The sequence below is a fragment of the Tsuneonella troitsensis genome (assembly GCF_001441535.1).
Classification (GTDB): Bacteria; Pseudomonadota; Alphaproteobacteria; order Sphingomonadales; family Sphingomonadaceae; genus Tsuneonella; species Tsuneonella troitsensis.
Genome location: NZ_LMAU01000004.1, coordinates 38,672 through 56,311 on the forward strand (window position 1 = coordinate 38,672; position 17,640 = coordinate 56,311).

Consider the following 17,640-nt stretch of genomic DNA (forward strand, 5'->3'; position numbering starts at 1 on the left):
TTCGCGACAATGGCCCCGCTGCAAACATGCGGCGGGGCCGTTTCTGCGTCACGCCGCTTTGCGCTCCGCGATCCAGCCGCGGACCCGGCGTTCGAGCAGCGACAGGGGCAGCGACCCGCCGCCGAGCACCGCGTCGTGGAAACCGCGAATGTCGAATTTCGCGCCCAGTTCGCGCTCGGCCTCGGCCCGCAGGTCGAGGATTTTGTTCATCCCGATCTTGTAGCTCGTCGCCTGGCCCGGCCAGACGATGTAGCGCCGTACTTCGTTGCGCACCGTTTCCGCGTTCTGCGGAGAGTTGGCGGTGAAATAGGCGATCGCCTGGTCTTCGGTCCATCCCTTGGAATGCACGCCGGTGTCGACCACGAGCCTGATAGCGCGCCAGAGTTCCGAGCTCAGGCGACCGAAGTCGGAAATGGGATCGGTGTACGTCCCCGGCATCTCCTTCGCCAGGCGCTCCGAATAAAGGCCCCAGCCTTCCGAGAACGCGCCGTATCCCACCTGGGTCTGGAACGTCGGCACGCCTTCGAGCTCCTGCGCGATCGAAATCTGCATGTGGTGGCCCGGCAGGCCTTCGTGATAGGCGATCACCTCGAGCATGTTCTTGGGCATCGCGCTCATGTCGGACAGGTGCGCGTAATAGACGCCGGGACGCGAACCATCGGGCGTCGCCGCACGGTAATGCTGCGCCCCTCCGGCCTGCTCGCGGAACGGTTCGACCCGCTTCACCTCCAGCGCGGCCTTCGGCAGCAGGCCGAAGTATTGCGGCAGCTTGCTTTCGATGTTGTCGATCGCCGCGGTTGCCGCGTCGATATAGGCCTTCGCCCCCTCCTCGCCCTGCGGATAATAGTTCGCCGGATCGGTCTTCACGTGCTCGAAGAAGGCCTTCAGATCGCCTTCGAAGCCCACCTTGTCCTTGATCGCCTCCATCTCGGCATGAATGCGCTTCACGTCGTCGAGGCCGATCTGGTGGACCTGTTCGGGGGTGAGGTCGGTTGTCGTCGAGGCGGCGAGGCGGTGGGCGTAATAGGCCTGGCCGTTCGGCAACGCGCCGACCCCGGTCGCCACCTTGGCGGCATTGGGCTTGTCGGCGGTCATGAAGTTCACCAGCCGGTCGTAACCCGCCTTGTAGCCGCCCTTGAGCGCGGCCTCGAGTTGGCCGCGCATCGCATCGCCTTCGGCCGCTGTGATCGTCCCGGCTTCGACCAGCTTGGCGATCTTGGCCTTGCCGTCCTGCCAGATGGCATTGTCCGCGCCGCCGTCGAACGGAGCGCCGGACTTCAGCTTCGTCGCCTCGGCGATCACGAAGTCATAGGCGAAATAGGGCGGGCGCACCCCATTCGCCGCGCGCGGCTCGGCGATGTCGACCAGTTGCCCGATGGCCCGGCCGATACCGCCGACGCGCGAGATGTAATCGCGCATGTCCTGCGCCGTATCGACCCGATGCTGCGAGATCAGCGACGTGGGCAGGAACACGTGGATGCCCTGCATCTGCGTGAACACGTAGCCGCTGTCGCGCCACTCGGCGGCCTTCGCGGCCTGCTCGTACTCGTACTTCCACAAGTCGTACGAGAGTTTGTCGGCTGCGTTGAGGCTGGCGTAATCGAACGTCCGCTCCATCTCTTCCACGCTCGCCTTCGCCCAGGCGAGATCCTTGTCCTGCGCCGCGAGCGAGAGATCGTCGATCTCGCCGTAGCGTTCCTTGCGGCCAAGGCTCGTAAGACGGAGCGGGCTGTCGAGTATCTGCTCCTCGTACTTCGCTTCGAACCATGCGCGCAGCGCGGCATTGTTCGGTACAGAAGCCGCTTGCGCCGCAGTGTCCTGCGCAAAGGCGGGAATTGCGGGTGCCATGACCGCGACCGGCGCGGCGGCAAGCAAAAGGGCATAGGCAAAACGCATCAATTCTCTCCCGGTATTCTGAACTCCGTGTCGGCTCGCTACCGCAGCAAGCCCGGCGGACCAATTCCAATCGACCGACTACCCACCGAGCCGGACCAACATCAGCGGCGCATGTCGTAGCTTTCGGACGGGACCGTGACCGCAAGGCCATCAAGCGACACGTTCAGGTCGATCTGACAGGCAAGACGGCTGGTGCGGCAGGCTCCGGCAGCGAGGTCGAGCATGTCCTCTTCCTCCTCGCTGGCGCGCGGCAGACGATCGAACCATTCGGGCGCCACGATCACGTGGCAGGTGGAACAGGCCATCTGTCCCTCGCAGGTGCCCTCAAGCGGCAAGCCTTTAGCTTGACCCAGACGCAGCAGGTTGTCGCCAGGCTCTGCCTCGGCCTCGACGACGGTTCCGCGCGGATCGGTGAAGGAAACCCTGATCATGCCGGGATACCTTGTGCCGCGGCGGCGGCGTTAATCAAGGCCGCAGCCTCCTTGATCTCGCCGACCGTGGTATAGCGGCCGAAGCCGAGACGGATCGAACTCTTGGCTTGGGCGTCGGACAGACCGATGGCCCTGAGAACGTGGCTCGGCCGCCCCGATCCGCTCGCGCAGGCGGACCCGGCGGAGAACATGATCGACCGGCAATCGCTCATCAGGCGAGCGACGTCGAGGCCGTCGAGCCGCACGTTGAGATTGCCGAACCACCGCCTCGATGCGCTACCGTTGAGGTCCCAGTGCGCAAACAGTTCCGCCGCCCTGTCCCACAAGCCGTTGATGTGTTCGGCATCGGCGGCCATCTGATCCTTGGCCAAGGCTGCTGCCGCACCCATACCGGCGACGAGCGCGGGGCTGACGGTGCCCGATCGCAGCCCGAACTCCTGCCCGCCGCCCGTCTGGACCTCGGCGATGTCCACACCGTCGCGCACCCAAAGCGCGCCCACGCCCTTGGGTCCGTAGAGCTTGTGCGCGCTGATCGCGATGAGGTCGGCTCCCGTCACGTCTATCTTGCCGTATGCCTGCACGGCGTCGCAGAGGAACAGGGCCCCTGCGGCTTTCGCCCTGCGCTGCCATGCGAGGGTGGGCTGAATCGTGCCGATCTCGTTGTTGACCTGCATCACTGCAACAAGCCGCGTGCCGGCGGGCAACGGCTGTTCCGGATCGCAGATCCCCTCGCCATCGACCGCCAGGCGATGGGCGCCGGGCGCGGTATCCAGCACCGCCGCGTGCTCGATCGCGGACACAGCGACATTGCCCGGACCGCCGGTCCCCCGGATCGCGAGGTTGATCGCCTCGGTCGCGCCCGAGGTGAACACGACCCGGCCACCCGGCGGCATCAGCGCCGCGACCTGATCGCGCGCAAGTTCGACAGCGGCCTTTGCCATGCGGCCCATGCGGTGGGCCGAGTGCGGGTTGCCGAACCCGTCGCCGCCGGGGCCATCGAGCCAGCGCAGCATGGCCTCGCGCGCTTCGGGCGCAAGCGGCGTCGTCGCCTGGTAGTCGAGGTAGATCATCCCGCCTGCCGTGCCATATCCAGCCAGACCTCGCAAAACCGCTCGACCTCCTGGCGCGTGGTGGTCCAGCCGAAACTGACGCGGATCGTGCGGTCGGCAAGCTCGTCGGGTAGGCCCATCGCGGTCAGGACATGGCTGCGCTTCATCGTGCCCGACGAGCACGCCGATCCCTGGCTGACGGCGATACCCGCCATGTCGAACCGCATGAGCTGGGCCTGCGCCGAGATACCCGGCATCGCGATCGCGCGGATATAGGGCGTGGGGTCGGACAGGCGATCCGACAGCCACTCGCCGCCAAGCGCCCTCACCTCGCTCGCGAAGCTATCGAGCGGTTCGATCACGCCGGGGTCGACATAGGGATCGCCGCACGCTTCGAGCGCGGCCGCCATCGCGAGCACGCCCGGAAGGTTCTCGGTCCCCCGACGGTATCCGCGTTCCTGCCCGCCCGACGGGTGCAGCATCGCATAATCCTTCACCAGCAAGGCCCCCACGCCCACCGGCCCGCCGAACTTGTGCGCGGACACGATCGCGAGGTCGGCCATTTGCGGGATCGCGAACTTGCCCGCGCTCTGCGCGCAGTCGATCAGCAGCAGGCCGCCGTTGTCGTGGACGACCTCGGCCGCAAAGCCGATGTGCTGGCGGTTGCCCGTTTCCGAATTGACGTGCTGGACCGCGACCAGCGAGCGGTTTTCCGGATCGTCGACCAGCAGGTCCGACGGGCGGCTTTCGGCCGACAGTGCCCGAAGGTCGGCGGCCCCGTCCGGACGCACCGGCAATGTCCATTCCGGACGATCGCCGCGCAGGACGGCATCGTGCTCCACCGCGCTGGCGATGTCGTGGACGGCGTTTGCGGCATCGAGCGCCAGTTCGGCCGCCTCGCTCGCGCCCGATGTGAAGATGACTTCCCCCGACCATCCGAGCGACGCCTTGATCCGCTCGCGCGCATCCTCGAGCGCGGCGCGCGCCCTGCGTCCTTCGCCATGCGGGCTCGACGGATTGGCCCACAGCGCAAAGCCTTCCTCCATCGCCGCGCGCGCCTGCGGTCGCAGCGGAGTGGTGGCTGCGTGGTCGAGATAGATGCGGGGGATGTTCGTCACGATTGCGGTTTTCGCCTTCACGCCTATATAGCCGCCCACCCGTGGGGCACCAGCGTGCCCGACGCAAACCGTTCCGATAAGGCGATTTCATGCCCTCAGTGATCTTCCCCGGCCCCGAAGGCCGCCTCGAAGGCCGTTTCAGCCCCGGACCGCGTCCGCGCGCGCCGGTCGCGATGATCCTCCACCCGCACCCGCACGGCGGGGGCACGATGAACGACCGGATCGTCCAGCGGCTCTACAAGACCTTCGTCGATCGCGGCTTTGCCGTCCTGCGGTTCAACTTCCGCGGGGTCGGCCGCAGCCAGGGCAGCTTCGACAACGGAGTGGGCGAATTGTCCGATGCGGCATCGGCGCTCGACTGGGTGCAGTCGGTCCACCCCGAAGCGCAGACGACCTGGGTCGCGGGCGTCAGCTTCGGCGCGCTGATCGGGATGCAGCTGCTGATGCGGCGCCCCGAGGTTCGCGGGTTCATTTCGGTATCGGCTCCGGCGAACATGTACGACTTCACGTTCCTCGCCCCGTGCCCGGCGAGCGGCATCTTCGTGCACGGCGCGCAGGATACCGTCGTGCAGCCGAGTTCGGTCGGCAAGCTGGTCGAGAAGCTGCGCACGCAGAAGCACATCACGATTCACCACGACGAGATTCCGCGGGCGAACCATTTCTTCGAGCACGAGCTGGAAGACATGATGCTTTCGGTCGACAAATACCTCGACTTCCGCCTTTCGCCGGACTGCCCGATCCGCTGATACCGTTCATTCGGTAGCCGGAAGCAACGCGAAAGCGCTTGCTGCGGATATGTGATGTTGTAACATTGCGGCCGAGAGGAGAGCCGCAATGGCCTATTTGCAACATCGGAGTTGGAAGGATCGCCCCGGAGCCGTGGTCGGCGTCGTCGCGATCCATGCCGTCATTGGATACGCGCTCGTCACCGGGCTGAACTTTACCCAGATCGTGGAGCGGGTGAAGAATCCGCAGGCCATCGACGTAGTCGTCCCGCTTCCGCCCCCTCCCCCGACGCCGCCACAACCGGACGCTCGCGCCGACGAAGCGGTCGTCGACAAACCCGTTGTCGCGCCGAAGCCGATCATCGACGTCAATCCGATCGAGCCCAACATCGATACCACTCCGGTCATCATTCCGACGCCGGACACCACGCCTTACGTTGCCCCACGACCGACGCCCAGCACAACACCGGCCGGGCCGTCGTTCAATCCGGTCGCCGCCAAGCCTCGCGGCAATCCGGGCACCTGGGTCACGGTAGACGACTACCGAACCAGCTGGATCAACCGCGAAATGGTAGGCACAGCGCGCTTTCGCCTCGAAGTCGCCTCCAGCGGGCGCGTTCAGAACTGCACGATCACCGCCTCCAGCGGCCACGCCGAGCTGGACCGGGCGACCTGCAGCCTCGTCACCCAGCGGGCACGGTTCGAACCCGCGAAGGACGGGACCGGGGCAAGCGTTACAGGCAGTTACGTGAGTTCGGTTCGCTGGGAATTGCCCGAATAGATCCTTGCCGGACGAACCGACCTATCGATCCGCGACCTGCCCGATCGGCGAGCGCCCCTCGCTGTCGGGCAAGGTCCAGATCGCCACGTTCACGACCGCGATTCCCGCCAGAACGAGCATCAGCATCGCCTGCCGCCGCATGCCGGGACGGTTCCACAACCAGATTGCGCCCCCGACAAGGGCAAAGGTGGCAAGCACGAGCACCGAAAGGACCGTCGAAAGCATTGCATCGCCATAAACGTGATCGCGATTGCGGAACAGCCTGCACTGGTGGCAGTTTCCTCATCACGCGGGCGGACGAGTCGCCCGCTGACTAGCGACGGGAGCCATGCATGAGCATTTTCGGCAAGATCAAGGACGCTATTTTCGGCAAGGCGCACGCAGAGCCTGCTCCTCCTCCCACCATCGACACGACGCAGGTTCCGGGAACACCCGCACCGACCCCTGCTCCATCGACGACTGCAGCAGTGACCGAAATCGACGTGACGAACAGTCTCGATTCGATGCCCGGCGCGGATCGCCTCAACTGGCGCACCTCGATCGTCGACCTGATGAAGCTGATCGGGGTCGATTCCGATTACGACAGCCGCAAGGCCCTAGCGCAGGAACTGGGCCGCACCGACTATTCCGGCACCGCGGAAGACAACGTCTGGCTCCATCGCAAGGTAATGGGCGAACTCTCCCGCAACGGCGGAAAGGTTCCGGCCGAATTCCTCGACTGATCGTTCGGATCGCCAGATCGAGGGAGGCCCCTCGTCGTGGCGACCGAATCGCAACCGCCGCCAAGTCGGGAATGACTTGGCGGCGTTTTCGTGGGCGGCAGCGCGGGTATTCTAGCGCCGCATCATTCCGGTCACGACCTGACCAAGAATGCCGCCCAGCGCACCGCCGAGCGGGCTACCGCCAGCATCGCCGTCGCCTTTGCCCTTCATCATGTAACCGACCACCGCCATGGCGAGAATCGGCAGCATTTTCTTGAGCAGTTCAGGCGGCAGTCCAGTCGATCCGGCAACCTCTTCCGCCACGCCGCGGCTGACATCCTTGCTGCCGAAAATCTGGCCGAGAATGTCGTTACCCGGTTGGGTCGGCGTGGGCTCCTGCCGCAGCACCTGGTCGAGCAGGATGCCGCCGAGACCGCCCAAGCCGCCCGCTGCGGCTCCGCCCCCCGCTCCGCCCAGAACGCTTCCGAGAACATCGCCCAGGCCGCCGCTGTTCGCGCGCGAAGAGCCCGCGCCCACCTGATTGCGCCCAAGCCCCGCGACGATCGCCGGGAGCAGCGCGCCCGCCGCGGTCTTCGCGACATCGGGGCTTACGTTGAGTTCGCGCGCCATCGAATCGATTGCGCCGGTTTGCTGCAACATCTGGCCAAGGTTCATGTCAGTTCTTTCCGAATAGCTTGCCCGCGAACCCGGCGATGTCATCCAGCGGATTGCCGTCGTGGTCCGCGTCGAGCATCGAGGCGAACTTGCTCAGCGATCCCTCGCCGCCAATCTGCTCGACGATCTGGCTCAAGGTGCCTTGCGACATACCGGTCTTGGCCGCCGCGAGTTCGACCGTGTCGCCCGGAGCGCGATGCGCCTCGCCGAGTGCCGCGACCGCTTTCTCCGCGTCGGCTGGGTCGATGCCCAGCTTGTCGGCCATGTTCTTGAGGGTCGGATGGTTGTGGGCTGCGCCCAGTATGGTGTCGAACAAGCTCATGATGCTCTCCTCCGGTGATGCGACCCGATCTCTTTGCGCCTTTCGACGGCAAAGAAAAGGCCCCGGTCCGGTTTCCCGGCCGGGGCTCTCCTCTCCAACCGTAAAAGTCGGTTCAGGCGGTTTCGGCCTGCAATGTCGGTGCGGCATCGCGCACGCCCTGATCGACGTGCGCTTCGAACTGCGCGAAGTTGTCGACGAACAATTGGACGAGCTTTTCCGCGGTCCGGTCGTATTCGTCGCGATCGGCCCAGGCGGCGCGCGGGTCGAGCAGGTTGGCATCGACACCCGGCACGCTCACCGGCACCTCGAAACCGAAGTTGGGATCCTTGCGGAACTCGACGTCGTTCAGGCTGCCGTCGAGTGCGGCATTCAGGAGCGCACGGGTCGCCTTGATCGGCATCCGCTTGATGCCCGGCTCGCTCGCCTTGCCGCCTGACCAGCCGGTGTTGACCAGCCAGCAGGTCGCCCCGCCGTCGGCGATGCGCTTCTTGAGCAGGTTGCCATAGACGCTGGGATGGCGCGGCATGAACGCGGCGCCGAAGCACGTGCTGAAGGTTGCGGTCGGCTCGGTCACGCCGATCTCGGTCCCGGCGACCTTGGCGGTGTAACCCGACAGGAAGTGGTACATCGCCTGTTCGGGCGTGAGCCGCGCGATAGGGGGTAGCACGCCGAACGCATCGGCGGTCAGCAGGATGATGTTCGAGGGCGGCGGGCCGAGGTTCTTCTCGCTCGTGTTCGGGATGAACTCGATCGGATAGGCCCCGCGGGTGTTCTCGGTCTTGCTGTCGTCGGTGAAGTCCAGTTCGCGCGTCTCCGGATCCATCGTCACGTTTTCGAGGATCGTGCCGAACATCTTGGTGGTCGCGTAGATCTCCGGCTCGCCTTCGGCCGAAAGATTGATCATCTTGGCGTAGCAACCGCCTTCGAAGTTGAAGACGGCAGTGTCCGACCAGCCATGCTCGTCGTCGCCGATCAGCGTGCGGCTGGCATCCGCCGAAAGCGTCGTCTTGCCAGTGCCCGACAGACCGAAGAAGATCGCGCTCTTGCCGTCGGCGCCGATGTTCGCCGAACAGTGCATCGGCATGACGCCCTGCGCGGGCAGCAGGTAGTTCAGCAGGCCGAACACGCCCTTCTTCATCTCGCCCGAGTATTCGGTGTTGCCGATCAGGATCATCTTCTCGGTCAGGTTCACTGCGATCACGGTATCGCTGCGGCAGCCGTGGCGTTCCGGGTTGGCCTTGAAGCTGGGCAGATTGATGATCGTGTATTCGGGGGTGAAGGTCGCCAGTTCTTCGGCAGTCGGGCGCACGAGCAGGGTGCGGATGAACAGGTTGTGCCAGGCAAGCTGGTTCACGACACGAACGTTGACCCGATATTCCGGCTGGCTACCGCCGAACAGGTCCGCGACGAACAACTCGTCCTGACCCTTCAGCTCGGCAAGGAAGTCCTCCTTGAGAACAGCCCAGTGGGCAGGCGTCATGGGCTGGTTGATTGCGCCCCAGTTGATGCTGTCCTCGGTCGTGGCATCACGGACGATATACTTGTCCTTGACGCTGCGGCCGGTGAACTTGCCAGTATCGACGAGTAGCGCGCCGTCCTTGGTCAGGCGGCCCTCGCCCCGCTTGAGCGCCTCTTCGACGAGCGCGGCAGTGCCCAGGTTGGCGTGGATGTCGGCGGTAGTCTCGAAGCCCTGTGCGGACAGGGGGTGAGCAAGCGCGGCAGTCACTCGGTTTCTCCAGGCAATGATCGAATTCGGTGCGACCGGCGGAGCATTGCCATGCATCGTGCATACGAATGCGCGCGCCCGTTGCGGGGCGCATAGTCGCCAATCCGATTCTCGTCAAACCGACCTCGACAATGGAATGTTCGAGCAAGCGAAGGATGCAGCATTGCCGCGTTGCGACGGGCGCTCGCAGCGGCTAGGCAACCGTCATGCAGGCAGACGCGACAGAGCCCCTTCCCGCTGGCGCACCCCGTGTATCGGACCGGACGACGATCGCCCTGGTCGATGACGACCGCAACATCCTGACCACCGTTTCGATCGCGCTCCAGGCCGAAGGCTTTGCCACCCGGGTCTATTCCGATGGGGAGGCCGCGCTCAAGGCGATCTGCGAAAACCCGCCGGACTTCGGGGTGTTCGACATCAAGATGCCGCGGATGGACGGGATGGAGCTTCTCCGCCGCGTGCGCGCGCAGCATCCCGCCCTCCCGGTCATCTTCCTCACCAGCAAGGACGACGAGGAGGACGAGCAGGCCGGTTTCGAGATGGGCGCGGACGATTACATCGCCAAGCCGTTCAGCCTGCGCCTGCTGATCGCCCGCATCCGCGCCATCCTCAAGCGCAGCGGCGCGACCGACCTGCCCGAACCGGGCGGCGGACCCGCGGCGGAGCCCGGCCCGGTGATCGAACGCGGTCGTTTGCGGATGGACCCCGCGCGGCATCAGGTCACCTGGGAAGGTCGCCCGGTTTCGCTCACGGTGACCGAGTTCCTCATTCTCGAAGCGCTCGCCCAGCGTCCAGGCGTCATCAAGAGCCGCAACCAGTTGATGGACGCCGCCTATCCCGACGACGTGTTCGTCGACGATCGCACCGTCGACAGCCACATCAAGCGGATGCGACGCAAGTTCCGCAGCGTGGACGACGAATTCGCCGCCATCGAAACCCTCTATGGCGCAGGCTACAGCTTCGCCGATGGCTGACGCCCGCCGTGGCTGAGGCACCGGCGGGAATCCTGCGGTTTTCGCCCGGCCGAAGGCTGTCGCTGACCCCGCGGCTGCTGATCATCAACCTCCTGCCGCTGCTGTTGCTGGGCGGCGGCGTGTTCTACCTCGACAGCTATCGCAAGCAACTGCTCAACGAACGTTACAAGCTCGCGCGGGTGGAGGCGCAGATCACCGCCGAGGCGCTGGCGGGCGCCAGCCGCGAACGGCAGGAAGCCCTGCTGATCCAGATCGGCAAGGAACAGAAGATGCGCCTGCGCATGTTCGATGCCGAGGGAAACCTGTGGGCCGACAGTTTCGAACTGGCCGAGCCGAGCTTCGCCTTCGACACCCCGGGCGACGAGACATGGCAGGAGAACCTGGCCCGCTGGCTGGACCGTGCGGTCGACACGATCGCCGGCGCTCCGTCCGTGCCCGACTACGTCGAGCCCGAAGAGAAGATCGCCGACGCCTGGCCCGAACTGCGCCGCGCGCGAGAAGAGAACCTGACGCGGATCCAGCTTCGCGATGCGAGCGACGGCACGCCGGTCATCAACACGGCCGCCCCCGTCGGACTGCGCGGCGCCACGCTCCTTACGACTCGCAACGCGGTCGATATCACGCAGGAAGTCCGCGAAGCGCGCACGACCCTGATCTCCGCGGTCCTCCTCGCGCTGGTGATGTCCACAATGCTGTCGCTCTACATGGCGCGCACGATCGTCACCCCGCTCCGCATGCTTGCCAGCGCGACGAACCGGGTCCGGCAGGGGCGCGAGCGCGAAGTGGACGTGCCCCGATTGCCCGGTCGGCGCGACGAGATCGGCCAGCTCGCGCGGGCGATCGCCGACATGACCGACACGCTGCGCCAGCGGATCGACGCGGTCGAGCATTTCGCCGCCGACGTGGCGCACGAAATCAAGAACCCGCTCGCATCCCTACGCAGCGCGCTCGAATCGCTCGGCACGGTCGAAGACAAGGATCTCCGCCAGCAACTCAACGCCATCGCCGCGCATGACGTGCGCCGGATCGACCGGCTGGTGAGCGAGATATCCGAAGCGAGCCGGATCGATGCCGAACTTTCGCGAGCCACGTTCGAGCCGATCGATCTTGCCGCACTGGCTTCCAACATCGTCGGTCGGCGCGAAACCCGGGACGAGAACGACGGACGACCGGTCGCGATGAGCCTGCCGAACGGCGGTGTGCACGTCCTGGGGGTTCCGGTGCGGCTCGAGCGCGTCATCGATAACCTGCTCGACAATGCGGTCTCGTTCTCTCCGAAGGCCGCGCCGATCGAGCTATCGATCGAACAAGCCGACGGCCTCGTCACCTTGGCAGTCAGCGACCACGGACCCGGCATTCCGCCCGAAGCGCGCGAAAAGGTGTTCCGGCGCTTTCACTCGGACCGGCCCGAGGATGAAGGCTTCGGGCAGCACAGCGGTCTGGGCCTGGCGATCGCACGCACCATAGCGGAAGGGCATGGCGGCACCTTGATAGCGGAATCCCGGGCGGACGGAGACGAAGGCGCATGCCTCGTCATGACGCTGCCGGAAGCCAGGGTCCGCAGGTAAGGCCGATGAGGTGACGCTTCATCAGGCCACAGCAGTCGCGGTGGACGGTCGCGCCATCCTGATCGAGGGACCACCGGGAAGCGGCAAGTCTTCGCTCGCGCTCGCATTGATCGACCGGGGCGCCACGCTGATCGGGGACGATGGGGTGCGCCTCGAAATCCGTGCCGGGACCCTCTGGGCGAGCCCTCCCGACGCGACGCTCGGCCTGCTGGAATTGCGCGGCGTAGGGTTGATCGAGTTGCCCGCCACCGCTGCTCCGGTCGCGTTGCTGCTGGAATCCAGCGATGCACCGCCGCGTTTCGTGGAGCAGGCGGCATTGCGCGACTGGCAGGGCACCAGCGTCCCCGTTCTGCCGTTCGACCTGCGCGCGTCGACCGCGGCCGTCAGGGCGGAGTATGCGCTGGCAATGCATGGCCTGACCCACCCCGGGGCAAGCGGACCAGGCACCCTTCCCTAAATCCGTCGGTTGCTCCATTGACCGCCGAATGACCGACCAGCCCTCCGTCGAGGCGCATCGCCAGCGCGTCGTGCTCGTGACCGGACTGTCGGGTGCCGGCAAGACGACTGCACTGCGCGTGCTGGAGGATCTGGGCTGGGAAGCGATCGACAATTTTCCCATTCGCCTGCTCGATCGTTTCGTCGGCGCGGAAGGTCATGTGGAAGATTCCCGGCCACCCATGGCCGTGGGCTTCGATTCGCGCACGCGCGGCTTCATTCCCCACGCGATCATCAGTCGCGCGAAGAAGCTCTCCGATCGCAACGACCTCGTGGTCACCACCCTGTTTCTCGATTGCACCAGCGCCGAGCTGGAACGACGCTACAACGAAACCCGGCGCCGTCATCCGATGGCGCAGGGGCGCCCGGTGATCGAGGGCATTCAAGCCGAACGCGAGTTGATGGAACCGTTACGGCGCTGGGCGGAAGCCGTGATCGACACGAGCGGGATGACCTCGCACGACCTGCAGCAGGCGATCCGCACCCGTTTTTCCGATTCCCCGGACGATGCCATGACGGTCACCGTCTCCAGCTTCGGTTTCGCACGGGGAATGCCGCCGCTCGCCGATCTGGTGTTCGACATGCGCTTTCTCGACAATCCGCACTGGGTTGCGGAATTGCGTCCGCAAACCGGGCTCGACGCCGACGTCTCCGCGCACATCGAGCGCGATGAAGCATGGCCCGAGGCCTTCGATCGTATCCGCGATCTGCTGCTGCTGCTGCTGCCGCGCTATGCCGCCCAGGGAAAAACATACGTCAACATCGCGTTCGGCTGCACCGGGGGCAGGCATCGATCGGTCCACACCGCAGAGGCCATTGCCGAGGCCTTGCGCGCGGCAGGATTTTCCCCCACTGTGATCCATCGTAACCTGGGGTCACGCGCTGCAGATCAGTTCGAAGGGCAGCCGCAGGTATGACGATCCCGCTTTTCATGGGCGACCGACAATCAGCCGGCGCCGCGCAAACTTGTCGCAGGCAGAGCACCCCTAGCAAATGATCGGACTCATCCTGGTCACCCACGGCCGTCTGGCCGAGGAATTCATCAGCGCGATGGAGCACGTAGTCGGTCCGCAGTCGGACATCGCGACGATCTGCATCGGCCCGCAGGACGATATGGAAAAGCGGCGCGAGGAGATCGCGAGCGCGATCGCGCGCGTCGATACGGGCGCGGGCGTCATCGTCCTCACCGACCTGTTCGGCGGAACGCCCTCGAATCTTGCGATCTCGCTGCTGGAAGCGGGCCAGGTAGAGGTGATCGCCGGGATCAACCTGCCCATGCTCATCCGGCTGGCCGGCGCGCGCAAGGCGATGGACGTGACCGCGGCGGTCCGCGCCGCACGCGACGCGGGCAAGAGCTACATCACGATCGCATCCGAATTCCTGTCCGCCGACGCGTGCGCGCAGAAGAAGGCCGCTTCGTGAGCGAGGTCCGGCGGACCTGCACCATCGTCAATCAACGCGGCCTGCATGCGCGGGCGAGCGCGAAGTTCGTCAATGCTGTGGCAGCATTGCCCGACGGTTGCACGGTGCGCGTCGCCAAGGACGGCAACGAGGCGGTCGGCGGCTCGATCCTCGGCCTCATGATGCTGGGCGCGGCGCGCGGAGACAAGGTGGACGTGATCGTGTCCGGCGAGGGTGCGGAAAGCGTGCTCGACCAGTTGTGCGCCATGATCGACGACGGCTTCGGCGAAGACTGATGAAAGCCGTCCGGTGACGTCCGATTCGGGCCGGCGATCGATCACCGGCTTTTCCAATCCCACGGTCAAGGCGCTGCGCGCGCTGCGCGAAAAGAAGCACCGCAAGCGCGAGGGCAGGTTCCTCGCCGAGGGTCTGCGCCTTTTGACCGATGCGCGCGAAAGCGGCCGCCTGCCCGAAACGCTGGTGATGGCACTGGGGCGCGAGCCGCATCCGCTTTTGGCCGCGCTCGAAGCGGATGTCATCGCGGCCGGCGGCGAGGTGATCGAAACCAGCGCCGACATCCTCGGCAAGATCACCGGAAAGGAAAATCCGCAGGCGGTGGCGGGAGTCTTCGCGGAGTTCGACACATCGCTTGCCGCCATCGACCGAGACCGTTCGCCGATCTGGCTCGTCGCGCAGGCGCTGCGCGATCCCGGCAATCTCGGCACGATGCTGCGAACCGGCGACGCGGTCGGAGCGGGCGGCCTGATCCTGATCGACGATTGCGCCGATCCCTTCTCGGTGGAGGCGGTCCGCGCGAGCATGGGCGCGGTCTTCACCCAGCAGATCGCACAGGCCACGTGGGACGAGTTTCTGCCGTGGCTGCGCGCAGGACAAGGCCAGTTGGTCGCCGCCAGTTTGCGCGACGCGGTACCGTATCGGGGTGCGCCCTATGCCGCACCGTGCTTCGTGCTGGTCGGCAACGAATCGCGCGGCCTGCCCGAGGAGTACGAGGCGGCGTGCGATCTGCGCGTGACGATGCCGATGAAGGGCCGCGCGGACAGCCTCAACGCGGCTGTTGCCGCTGCCGTGCTCGCCTACGAAGTGCTCGCGAGCCTGGAAGGCTAGTCGCCTGCGATCAGGCTGGTCACGCTCCACTTGCCGTCGCGGCTCGACGCGAGGACGCGGTATCCGGCGATGGGCCGCAGCTTGTCGGCGGCGATGAAGCCGATCTTGCCGTCGCGGGTCTTCACCTGATAAAATTCGGCATCGGGCTTGAACCGGCCGACGACCGTCACCGCATCCCACGACACTGGCGCCACAACCGGGCTGGACCCGTCAGCCGCCTCGCGCAGCGGCACGTCTTCACCCATGACGATGATCGAATTCAGAACGTCGAGCTGGCCGAAGTCCTGCGCGAAATACCACGGCAGGGTGATCCCGCCGCCCTCGGCACTTTTCGCGCATCCGAGGGTCACGAGCGTATCGAGTTCGTCCCACAGCGCGTAGGCCGGATCGCTCAGACGCTTGCGCAGTTCGGCCTTGCCCGAACCTCCGCCGTAATCGAGCTTGATATCGGGGGCCGCCAACGCAAGCAGCGCATCGGCGTCGCGGGCCTTTACGGCATCGGTCAGTTGCGCCCGGAATGCGGTCGCGCCCGCGACATCGCCGCATTCGTCGCGCGGGGCGTAGGGACCTTCGGCCAGTTTGGGCGGTTCGGCCCCTTCGACCTTTTCGGCCACCTTCTTCGCGGCCTTGCTGATCGCCTCCGACGGGGCGTTTTCCTGGCTGCAGGCAGCCAGCGCGAGCGTCAGGGCGGCGATGGAGGCGATTGATCTCATGCGCTTTCAGTAACCGCCGCAATGCACGAAACGCAACTCAATCGTCGGTATTTCCATCCGCAAGCTCGACGTACCGAGGGGCTGCCTCGACCAGCGGAACCTCTTCGATCTCGCGTTTGCCGATTTCGATGCCCTTGTCCTTGAGCCGGCGCCCGGCCGACAGCACGTTGCGTTCGAAGCTGCCGACGAACTTGTTGTAGTTGTTCACCGCGGTCTCGAGCCCGCCGCCGACCCGCTTCATATGCTCGGCGGCGACCGCCAGCCGATCGTAAAGCTCGGCGCCCGCGCGGCCGATTTCGACCGCTTCGCGGGCGATGGTGTCCTGCCGCCAGACCTGCGCCACCGTTCGCGCGATCGCTACCAGGTTGGTAGGTGTCGCCAGCAAGACCTTGTTGCGAAACGCGAAGTCCCACAATTCGGGATCGTGTTCGAGCGCAGCGGCGACGAAATGTTCGCCGGGCACGAACATCACGACATAGTCCGGCGCTTCCTCGAACTGGCTCTGGTAGCTTTTGGCGCCGAGCGTCTGCACGTGCCCGCGCATCGACTTGGCATGCAGGTCGAGGTGGCGGCGCCGCTCGTCCTCGTCCTCGCATTCGAAGGCGGCCTGGTAGGCGTTGAGCGAAACCTTGGCGTCGATGACCAGCTTCTTCTGCCCGGGCACGTTGACGATCGCATCGGGGCGAAGGCGACCGTCCTCGGTCTCCATCGAATGCTCGAGCGTGAAGTCGGTGTGCTCGGCAAGGCCGCACTGCTCCAGCACGTTTTGCAGCGCGCGCTCGCCCCAACGGCCCCGCGCCTTGGGTGCGTTGGTCAGCGAATTGCCGAGGCGCGCGGCCTCGCGCCGGACCTCCTCCTGGCCCGCTTTCATCGATTCGATCAGCCCCGTGAGCTGCCCGAATGAATCGACCCGCTTGGCCTCAAGCGCGGCAACCTGCTCTTCGTAGGCCTTGAGCTTCGCGCCCACCGGGTCGAGCAAGGCCCTGATCTTTTCTTCGGACGCCTTTTCCGAGTGGCCCATTCGCGCAGCCGCTGCCTCGAGCAGTTTTTCCTGAGCTGCACCAAGCACTTTCGCCCCGGTGTTCTCGAATTCTTTGAGCAAGTTGGTGCGGCTTTCCTCGAGCAGTCGCTTCTGTTCGGCAAACCCTGCGGCCTGCGCCTTGAGGCCCGACAATTCCTCGCGCGCGGCATCGAGCGATGCGGCAAGCGCGTCCGCACGCGCCGCGCGCTCGCTCATCGTCGCAAGCTCGGGAGCCATACGCGACAGCTTCTCGGACAGGTCCCTCGCCTCTACCTCACGCTCGGCATGACGCGCCTTCCAGTCGGCGACGGGGCGCGAGCCGAAGAACCATCCGGCCAGCGCTCCGAGTGCGAGCGCGACGAAGATCAGAACGATTGCAGTAGTTTCCATCCCGGGAACATAGGCGGAACGACCGCGACGCGAAAGAGGGCTGTGGAACTATCCACCGCGCTCAACCGTCAGGTCTTCGGAAGGAGACATTCCATGTCGATCAAGGAAATGATCCGCGAGCATCCAAGCGTGGGTGCCGACTACAACGAAACCCTGGCTGAGGCGGTGAAGCACGCGATGTACTGCGCGGCGATCTGCAACTCGTGCGCCGACGCCTGCAGCGCAGAGGACATGGACATGCGGCGCTGCATCCGCCTGTGCAGCGACTGCGCGGACGTGTGCACGATGGCCTATCGCGTCGCCAGCCGCCGCACCGACGAGAATCGCCAGCTCATCCGCTCGGTTCTGGCGGTCTGCGTCGAAGCTTGCGAGACGTGCGCGGCCGAATGCGCCAGGCACGATCACGCGCACTGCCAGCGCTGCGCGCAGATGTGCCGCGAATGTGCCGAAGACTGTCGCCGGGCGCTGGTAGCCCTCAACGACGAGGTTCACGCATAAGTCGATTGCGGCACCACGATGAGCGCGGTGC

At 65.7% G+C, this 17,640-nt stretch carries 21 protein-coding genes; 11 read left to right on the forward strand and 10 right to left on the reverse strand.

Going from position 1 to position 17,640, the window contains the following annotated elements; all coding sequences use genetic code 11:
- Positions 1-48: 48 nt before the first annotated feature.
- From AR323_RS09830 to AR323_RS09845, 4 genes are all read right to left on the reverse strand, one after another.
- Complete coding sequence (locus AR323_RS09830) at positions 49-1,896, reverse strand: DUF885 domain-containing protein (protein ID WP_057883816.1); 1,848 nt, start codon at positions 1,894-1,896, stop codon at positions 49-51.
- Between the two features lie 101 nt (positions 1,897-1,997).
- Complete coding sequence (locus AR323_RS09835) at positions 1,998-2,327, reverse strand: 2Fe-2S iron-sulfur cluster-binding protein (protein ID WP_057883817.1); 330 nt, start codon at positions 2,325-2,327, stop codon at positions 1,998-2,000.
- Positions 2,324-3,397: a cysteine desulfurase family protein gene (locus tag AR323_RS09840; RefSeq protein ID WP_057883818.1), complete on the reverse strand. Its 1,074-nt coding sequence runs from the start codon at positions 3,395-3,397 to the stop codon at positions 2,324-2,326. Before AR323_RS09840 ends, AR323_RS09835 begins: the two co-directional genes overlap by 4 nt.
- Positions 3,394-4,485 carry a cysteine desulfurase family protein gene (locus AR323_RS09845; protein ID WP_057884099.1) on the reverse strand — a complete coding sequence of 364 codons (1,092 nt, stop codon included), beginning with the start codon at positions 4,483-4,485 and terminating at the stop codon, positions 3,394-3,396. Before AR323_RS09845 ends, AR323_RS09840 begins: the two co-directional genes overlap by 4 nt.
- Before the next feature lie 98 nt (positions 4,486-4,583).
- Here AR323_RS09845 and AR323_RS09850 point away from each other — a divergent pair, with 98 nt between their 5' ends.
- Both AR323_RS09850 and AR323_RS09855 read left to right on the forward strand, forming a co-directional pair.
- The gene (locus tag AR323_RS09850; RefSeq protein WP_057883819.1) at positions 4,584-5,240 is read left to right on the forward strand and encodes an alpha/beta hydrolase; all 657 of its coding nucleotides are present in this window, start codon (positions 4,584-4,586) and stop codon (positions 5,238-5,240) included.
- Between the two features lie 88 nt (positions 5,241-5,328).
- Positions 5,329-6,000 (forward strand): energy transducer TonB, encoded by a 672-nt coding sequence (locus AR323_RS09855; RefSeq protein WP_057883820.1) that lies wholly within the window; start codon positions 5,329-5,331, stop codon positions 5,998-6,000.
- 21 nt (positions 6,001-6,021) lie between these two features.
- Here AR323_RS09855 and AR323_RS09860 read toward each other — a convergent pair whose 3' ends face one another.
- On the reverse strand, positions 6,022-6,225 hold the full coding sequence (locus tag AR323_RS09860; RefSeq protein ID WP_057883821.1) for a hypothetical protein: 204 nt from the start codon (positions 6,223-6,225) through the stop codon (positions 6,022-6,024).
- Positions 6,226-6,332: 107 nt separating this feature from the next.
- Here AR323_RS09860 and AR323_RS09865 point away from each other — a divergent pair, with 107 nt between their 5' ends.
- Complete coding sequence (locus AR323_RS09865) at positions 6,333-6,722, forward strand: DUF3597 domain-containing protein (protein ID WP_057883822.1); 390 nt, start codon at positions 6,333-6,335, stop codon at positions 6,720-6,722.
- Between the two features lie 111 nt (positions 6,723-6,833).
- On the opposite strand, the gene AR323_RS09870 is transcribed toward AR323_RS09865, so the two are convergent.
- From AR323_RS09870 to AR323_RS09880, 3 genes are all read right to left on the reverse strand, one after another.
- Complete coding sequence (locus AR323_RS09870) at positions 6,834-7,376, reverse strand: DUF937 domain-containing protein (protein WP_057883823.1); 543 nt, start codon at positions 7,374-7,376, stop codon at positions 6,834-6,836.
- 1 nt (position 7,377) lies between these two features.
- Positions 7,378-7,698, reverse strand: coding sequence for a hypothetical protein (locus AR323_RS09875; RefSeq protein WP_057883824.1), 321 nt, complete (start codon positions 7,696-7,698; stop codon positions 7,378-7,380).
- 112 nt (positions 7,699-7,810) lie between these two features.
- Positions 7,811-9,424, reverse strand: a complete 1,614-nt coding sequence (locus tag AR323_RS09880; RefSeq protein ID WP_057884100.1) for a phosphoenolpyruvate carboxykinase — start codon at positions 9,422-9,424, stop codon at positions 7,811-7,813.
- 206 nt (positions 9,425-9,630) lie between these two features.
- On the opposite strand from AR323_RS09880, the gene AR323_RS09885 reads away from it, so the two are divergent.
- From AR323_RS09885 to AR323_RS09915, 7 genes are all read left to right on the forward strand, one after another.
- Positions 9,631-10,398 (forward strand): response regulator transcription factor, encoded by a 768-nt coding sequence (locus AR323_RS09885; protein ID WP_057883825.1) that lies wholly within the window; start codon positions 9,631-9,633, stop codon positions 10,396-10,398.
- An 8-nt stretch (positions 10,399-10,406) separates the two neighbouring features.
- Positions 10,407-11,966 (forward strand): sensor histidine kinase, encoded by a 1,560-nt coding sequence (locus AR323_RS09890; protein ID WP_235510539.1) that lies wholly within the window; start codon positions 10,407-10,409, stop codon positions 11,964-11,966.
- Positions 11,967-11,976: 10 nt separating this feature from the next.
- Positions 11,977-12,423: an HPr kinase/phosphorylase gene (locus AR323_RS09895; RefSeq protein ID WP_057883827.1), complete on the forward strand. Its 447-nt coding sequence runs from the start codon at positions 11,977-11,979 to the stop codon at positions 12,421-12,423.
- 28 nt (positions 12,424-12,451) lie between these two features.
- Complete coding sequence (rapZ, locus tag AR323_RS09900) at positions 12,452-13,378, forward strand: RNase adapter RapZ (protein WP_057883828.1); 927 nt, start codon at positions 12,452-12,454, stop codon at positions 13,376-13,378.
- Positions 13,379-13,454: 76 nt separating this feature from the next.
- Positions 13,455-13,883: a PTS sugar transporter subunit IIA gene (locus AR323_RS09905; RefSeq protein ID WP_057883829.1), complete on the forward strand. Its 429-nt coding sequence runs from the start codon at positions 13,455-13,457 to the stop codon at positions 13,881-13,883.
- Complete coding sequence (locus AR323_RS09910) at positions 13,880-14,158, forward strand: HPr family phosphocarrier protein (RefSeq protein ID WP_057884101.1); 279 nt, start codon at positions 13,880-13,882, stop codon at positions 14,156-14,158. The genes AR323_RS09905 and AR323_RS09910 overlap by 4 nt, the downstream gene beginning before the upstream one ends.
- A gap of 13 nt (positions 14,159-14,171) precedes the next feature.
- A complete protein-coding gene (locus AR323_RS09915) occupies positions 14,172-14,987 on the forward strand; it encodes a TrmH family RNA methyltransferase (RefSeq protein WP_057883830.1) in 816 nt (271 codons plus the stop codon).
- Here AR323_RS09915 and AR323_RS09920 read toward each other — a convergent pair.
- Together AR323_RS09920 and AR323_RS09925 are read right to left on the reverse strand one after the other, a co-directional pair.
- On the reverse strand, positions 14,984-15,700 hold the full coding sequence (locus AR323_RS09920) for an SH3 domain-containing protein (protein WP_057883831.1): 717 nt from the start codon (positions 15,698-15,700) through the stop codon (positions 14,984-14,986). The two genes, AR323_RS09915 and AR323_RS09920, sit on opposite strands and share 4 nt — an antisense overlap.
- Positions 15,701-15,737: 37 nt before the next feature.
- Positions 15,738-17,111, reverse strand: a complete 1,374-nt coding sequence (locus tag AR323_RS09925) for a DNA recombination protein RmuC (RefSeq protein ID WP_057883832.1) — start codon at positions 17,109-17,111, stop codon at positions 15,738-15,740.
- Between the two features lie 93 nt (positions 17,112-17,204).
- Here AR323_RS09925 and AR323_RS09930 point away from each other — a divergent pair, with 93 nt between their 5' ends.
- Positions 17,205-17,609, forward strand: a complete 405-nt coding sequence (locus tag AR323_RS09930; protein ID WP_057883833.1) for a four-helix bundle copper-binding protein — start codon at positions 17,205-17,207, stop codon at positions 17,607-17,609.
- The last annotated feature ends 31 nt before the right edge of the window (positions 17,610-17,640 follow it).

Bases quoted from the DNA above. Each gene is read 5' to 3' on its own strand.
- AR323_RS09830 (WP_057883816.1), bottom strand. From the start codon at position 1,896: ATGCGTTTTGCCTATGCCCTTTTGCTTGCCGCCGCGCCGGTCGCGGTC.
- AR323_RS09835 (WP_057883817.1), bottom strand. From the start codon at position 2,327: ATGATCAGGGTTTCCTTCACCGATCCGCGCGGAACCGTCGTCGAGGCC.
- AR323_RS09840 (WP_057883818.1), bottom strand. From the start codon at position 3,397: ATGATCTACCTCGACTACCAGGCGACGACGCCGCTTGCGCCCGAAGCG.
- AR323_RS09850 (WP_057883819.1), top strand. From the start codon at position 4,584: ATGCCCTCAGTGATCTTCCCCGGCCCCGAAGGCCGCCTCGAAGGCCGT.
- AR323_RS09855 (WP_057883820.1), top strand. From the start codon at position 5,329: ATGGCCTATTTGCAACATCGGAGTTGGAAGGATCGCCCCGGAGCCGTG.
- AR323_RS09860 (WP_057883821.1), bottom strand. From the start codon at position 6,225: ATGCTTTCGACGGTCCTTTCGGTGCTCGTGCTTGCCACCTTTGCCCTT.
- AR323_RS09865 (WP_057883822.1), top strand. From the start codon at position 6,333: ATGAGCATTTTCGGCAAGATCAAGGACGCTATTTTCGGCAAGGCGCAC.
- AR323_RS09870 (WP_057883823.1), bottom strand. From the start codon at position 7,376: ATGAACCTTGGCCAGATGTTGCAGCAAACCGGCGCAATCGATTCGATG.
- AR323_RS09875 (WP_057883824.1), bottom strand. From the start codon at position 7,698: ATGAGCTTGTTCGACACCATACTGGGCGCAGCCCACAACCATCCGACC.
- AR323_RS09885 (WP_057883825.1), top strand. From the start codon at position 9,631: ATGCAGGCAGACGCGACAGAGCCCCTTCCCGCTGGCGCACCCCGTGTA.
- rapZ (WP_057883828.1), top strand. From the start codon at position 12,452: ATGACCGACCAGCCCTCCGTCGAGGCGCATCGCCAGCGCGTCGTGCTC.
- AR323_RS09905 (WP_057883829.1), top strand. From the start codon at position 13,455: ATGATCGGACTCATCCTGGTCACCCACGGCCGTCTGGCCGAGGAATTC.
- AR323_RS09920 (WP_057883831.1), bottom strand. From the start codon at position 15,700: ATGAGATCAATCGCCTCCATCGCCGCCCTGACGCTCGCGCTGGCTGCC.
- AR323_RS09925 (WP_057883832.1), bottom strand. From the start codon at position 17,111: ATGGAAACTACTGCAATCGTTCTGATCTTCGTCGCGCTCGCACTCGGA.
- AR323_RS09930 (WP_057883833.1), top strand. From the start codon at position 17,205: ATGTCGATCAAGGAAATGATCCGCGAGCATCCAAGCGTGGGTGCCGAC.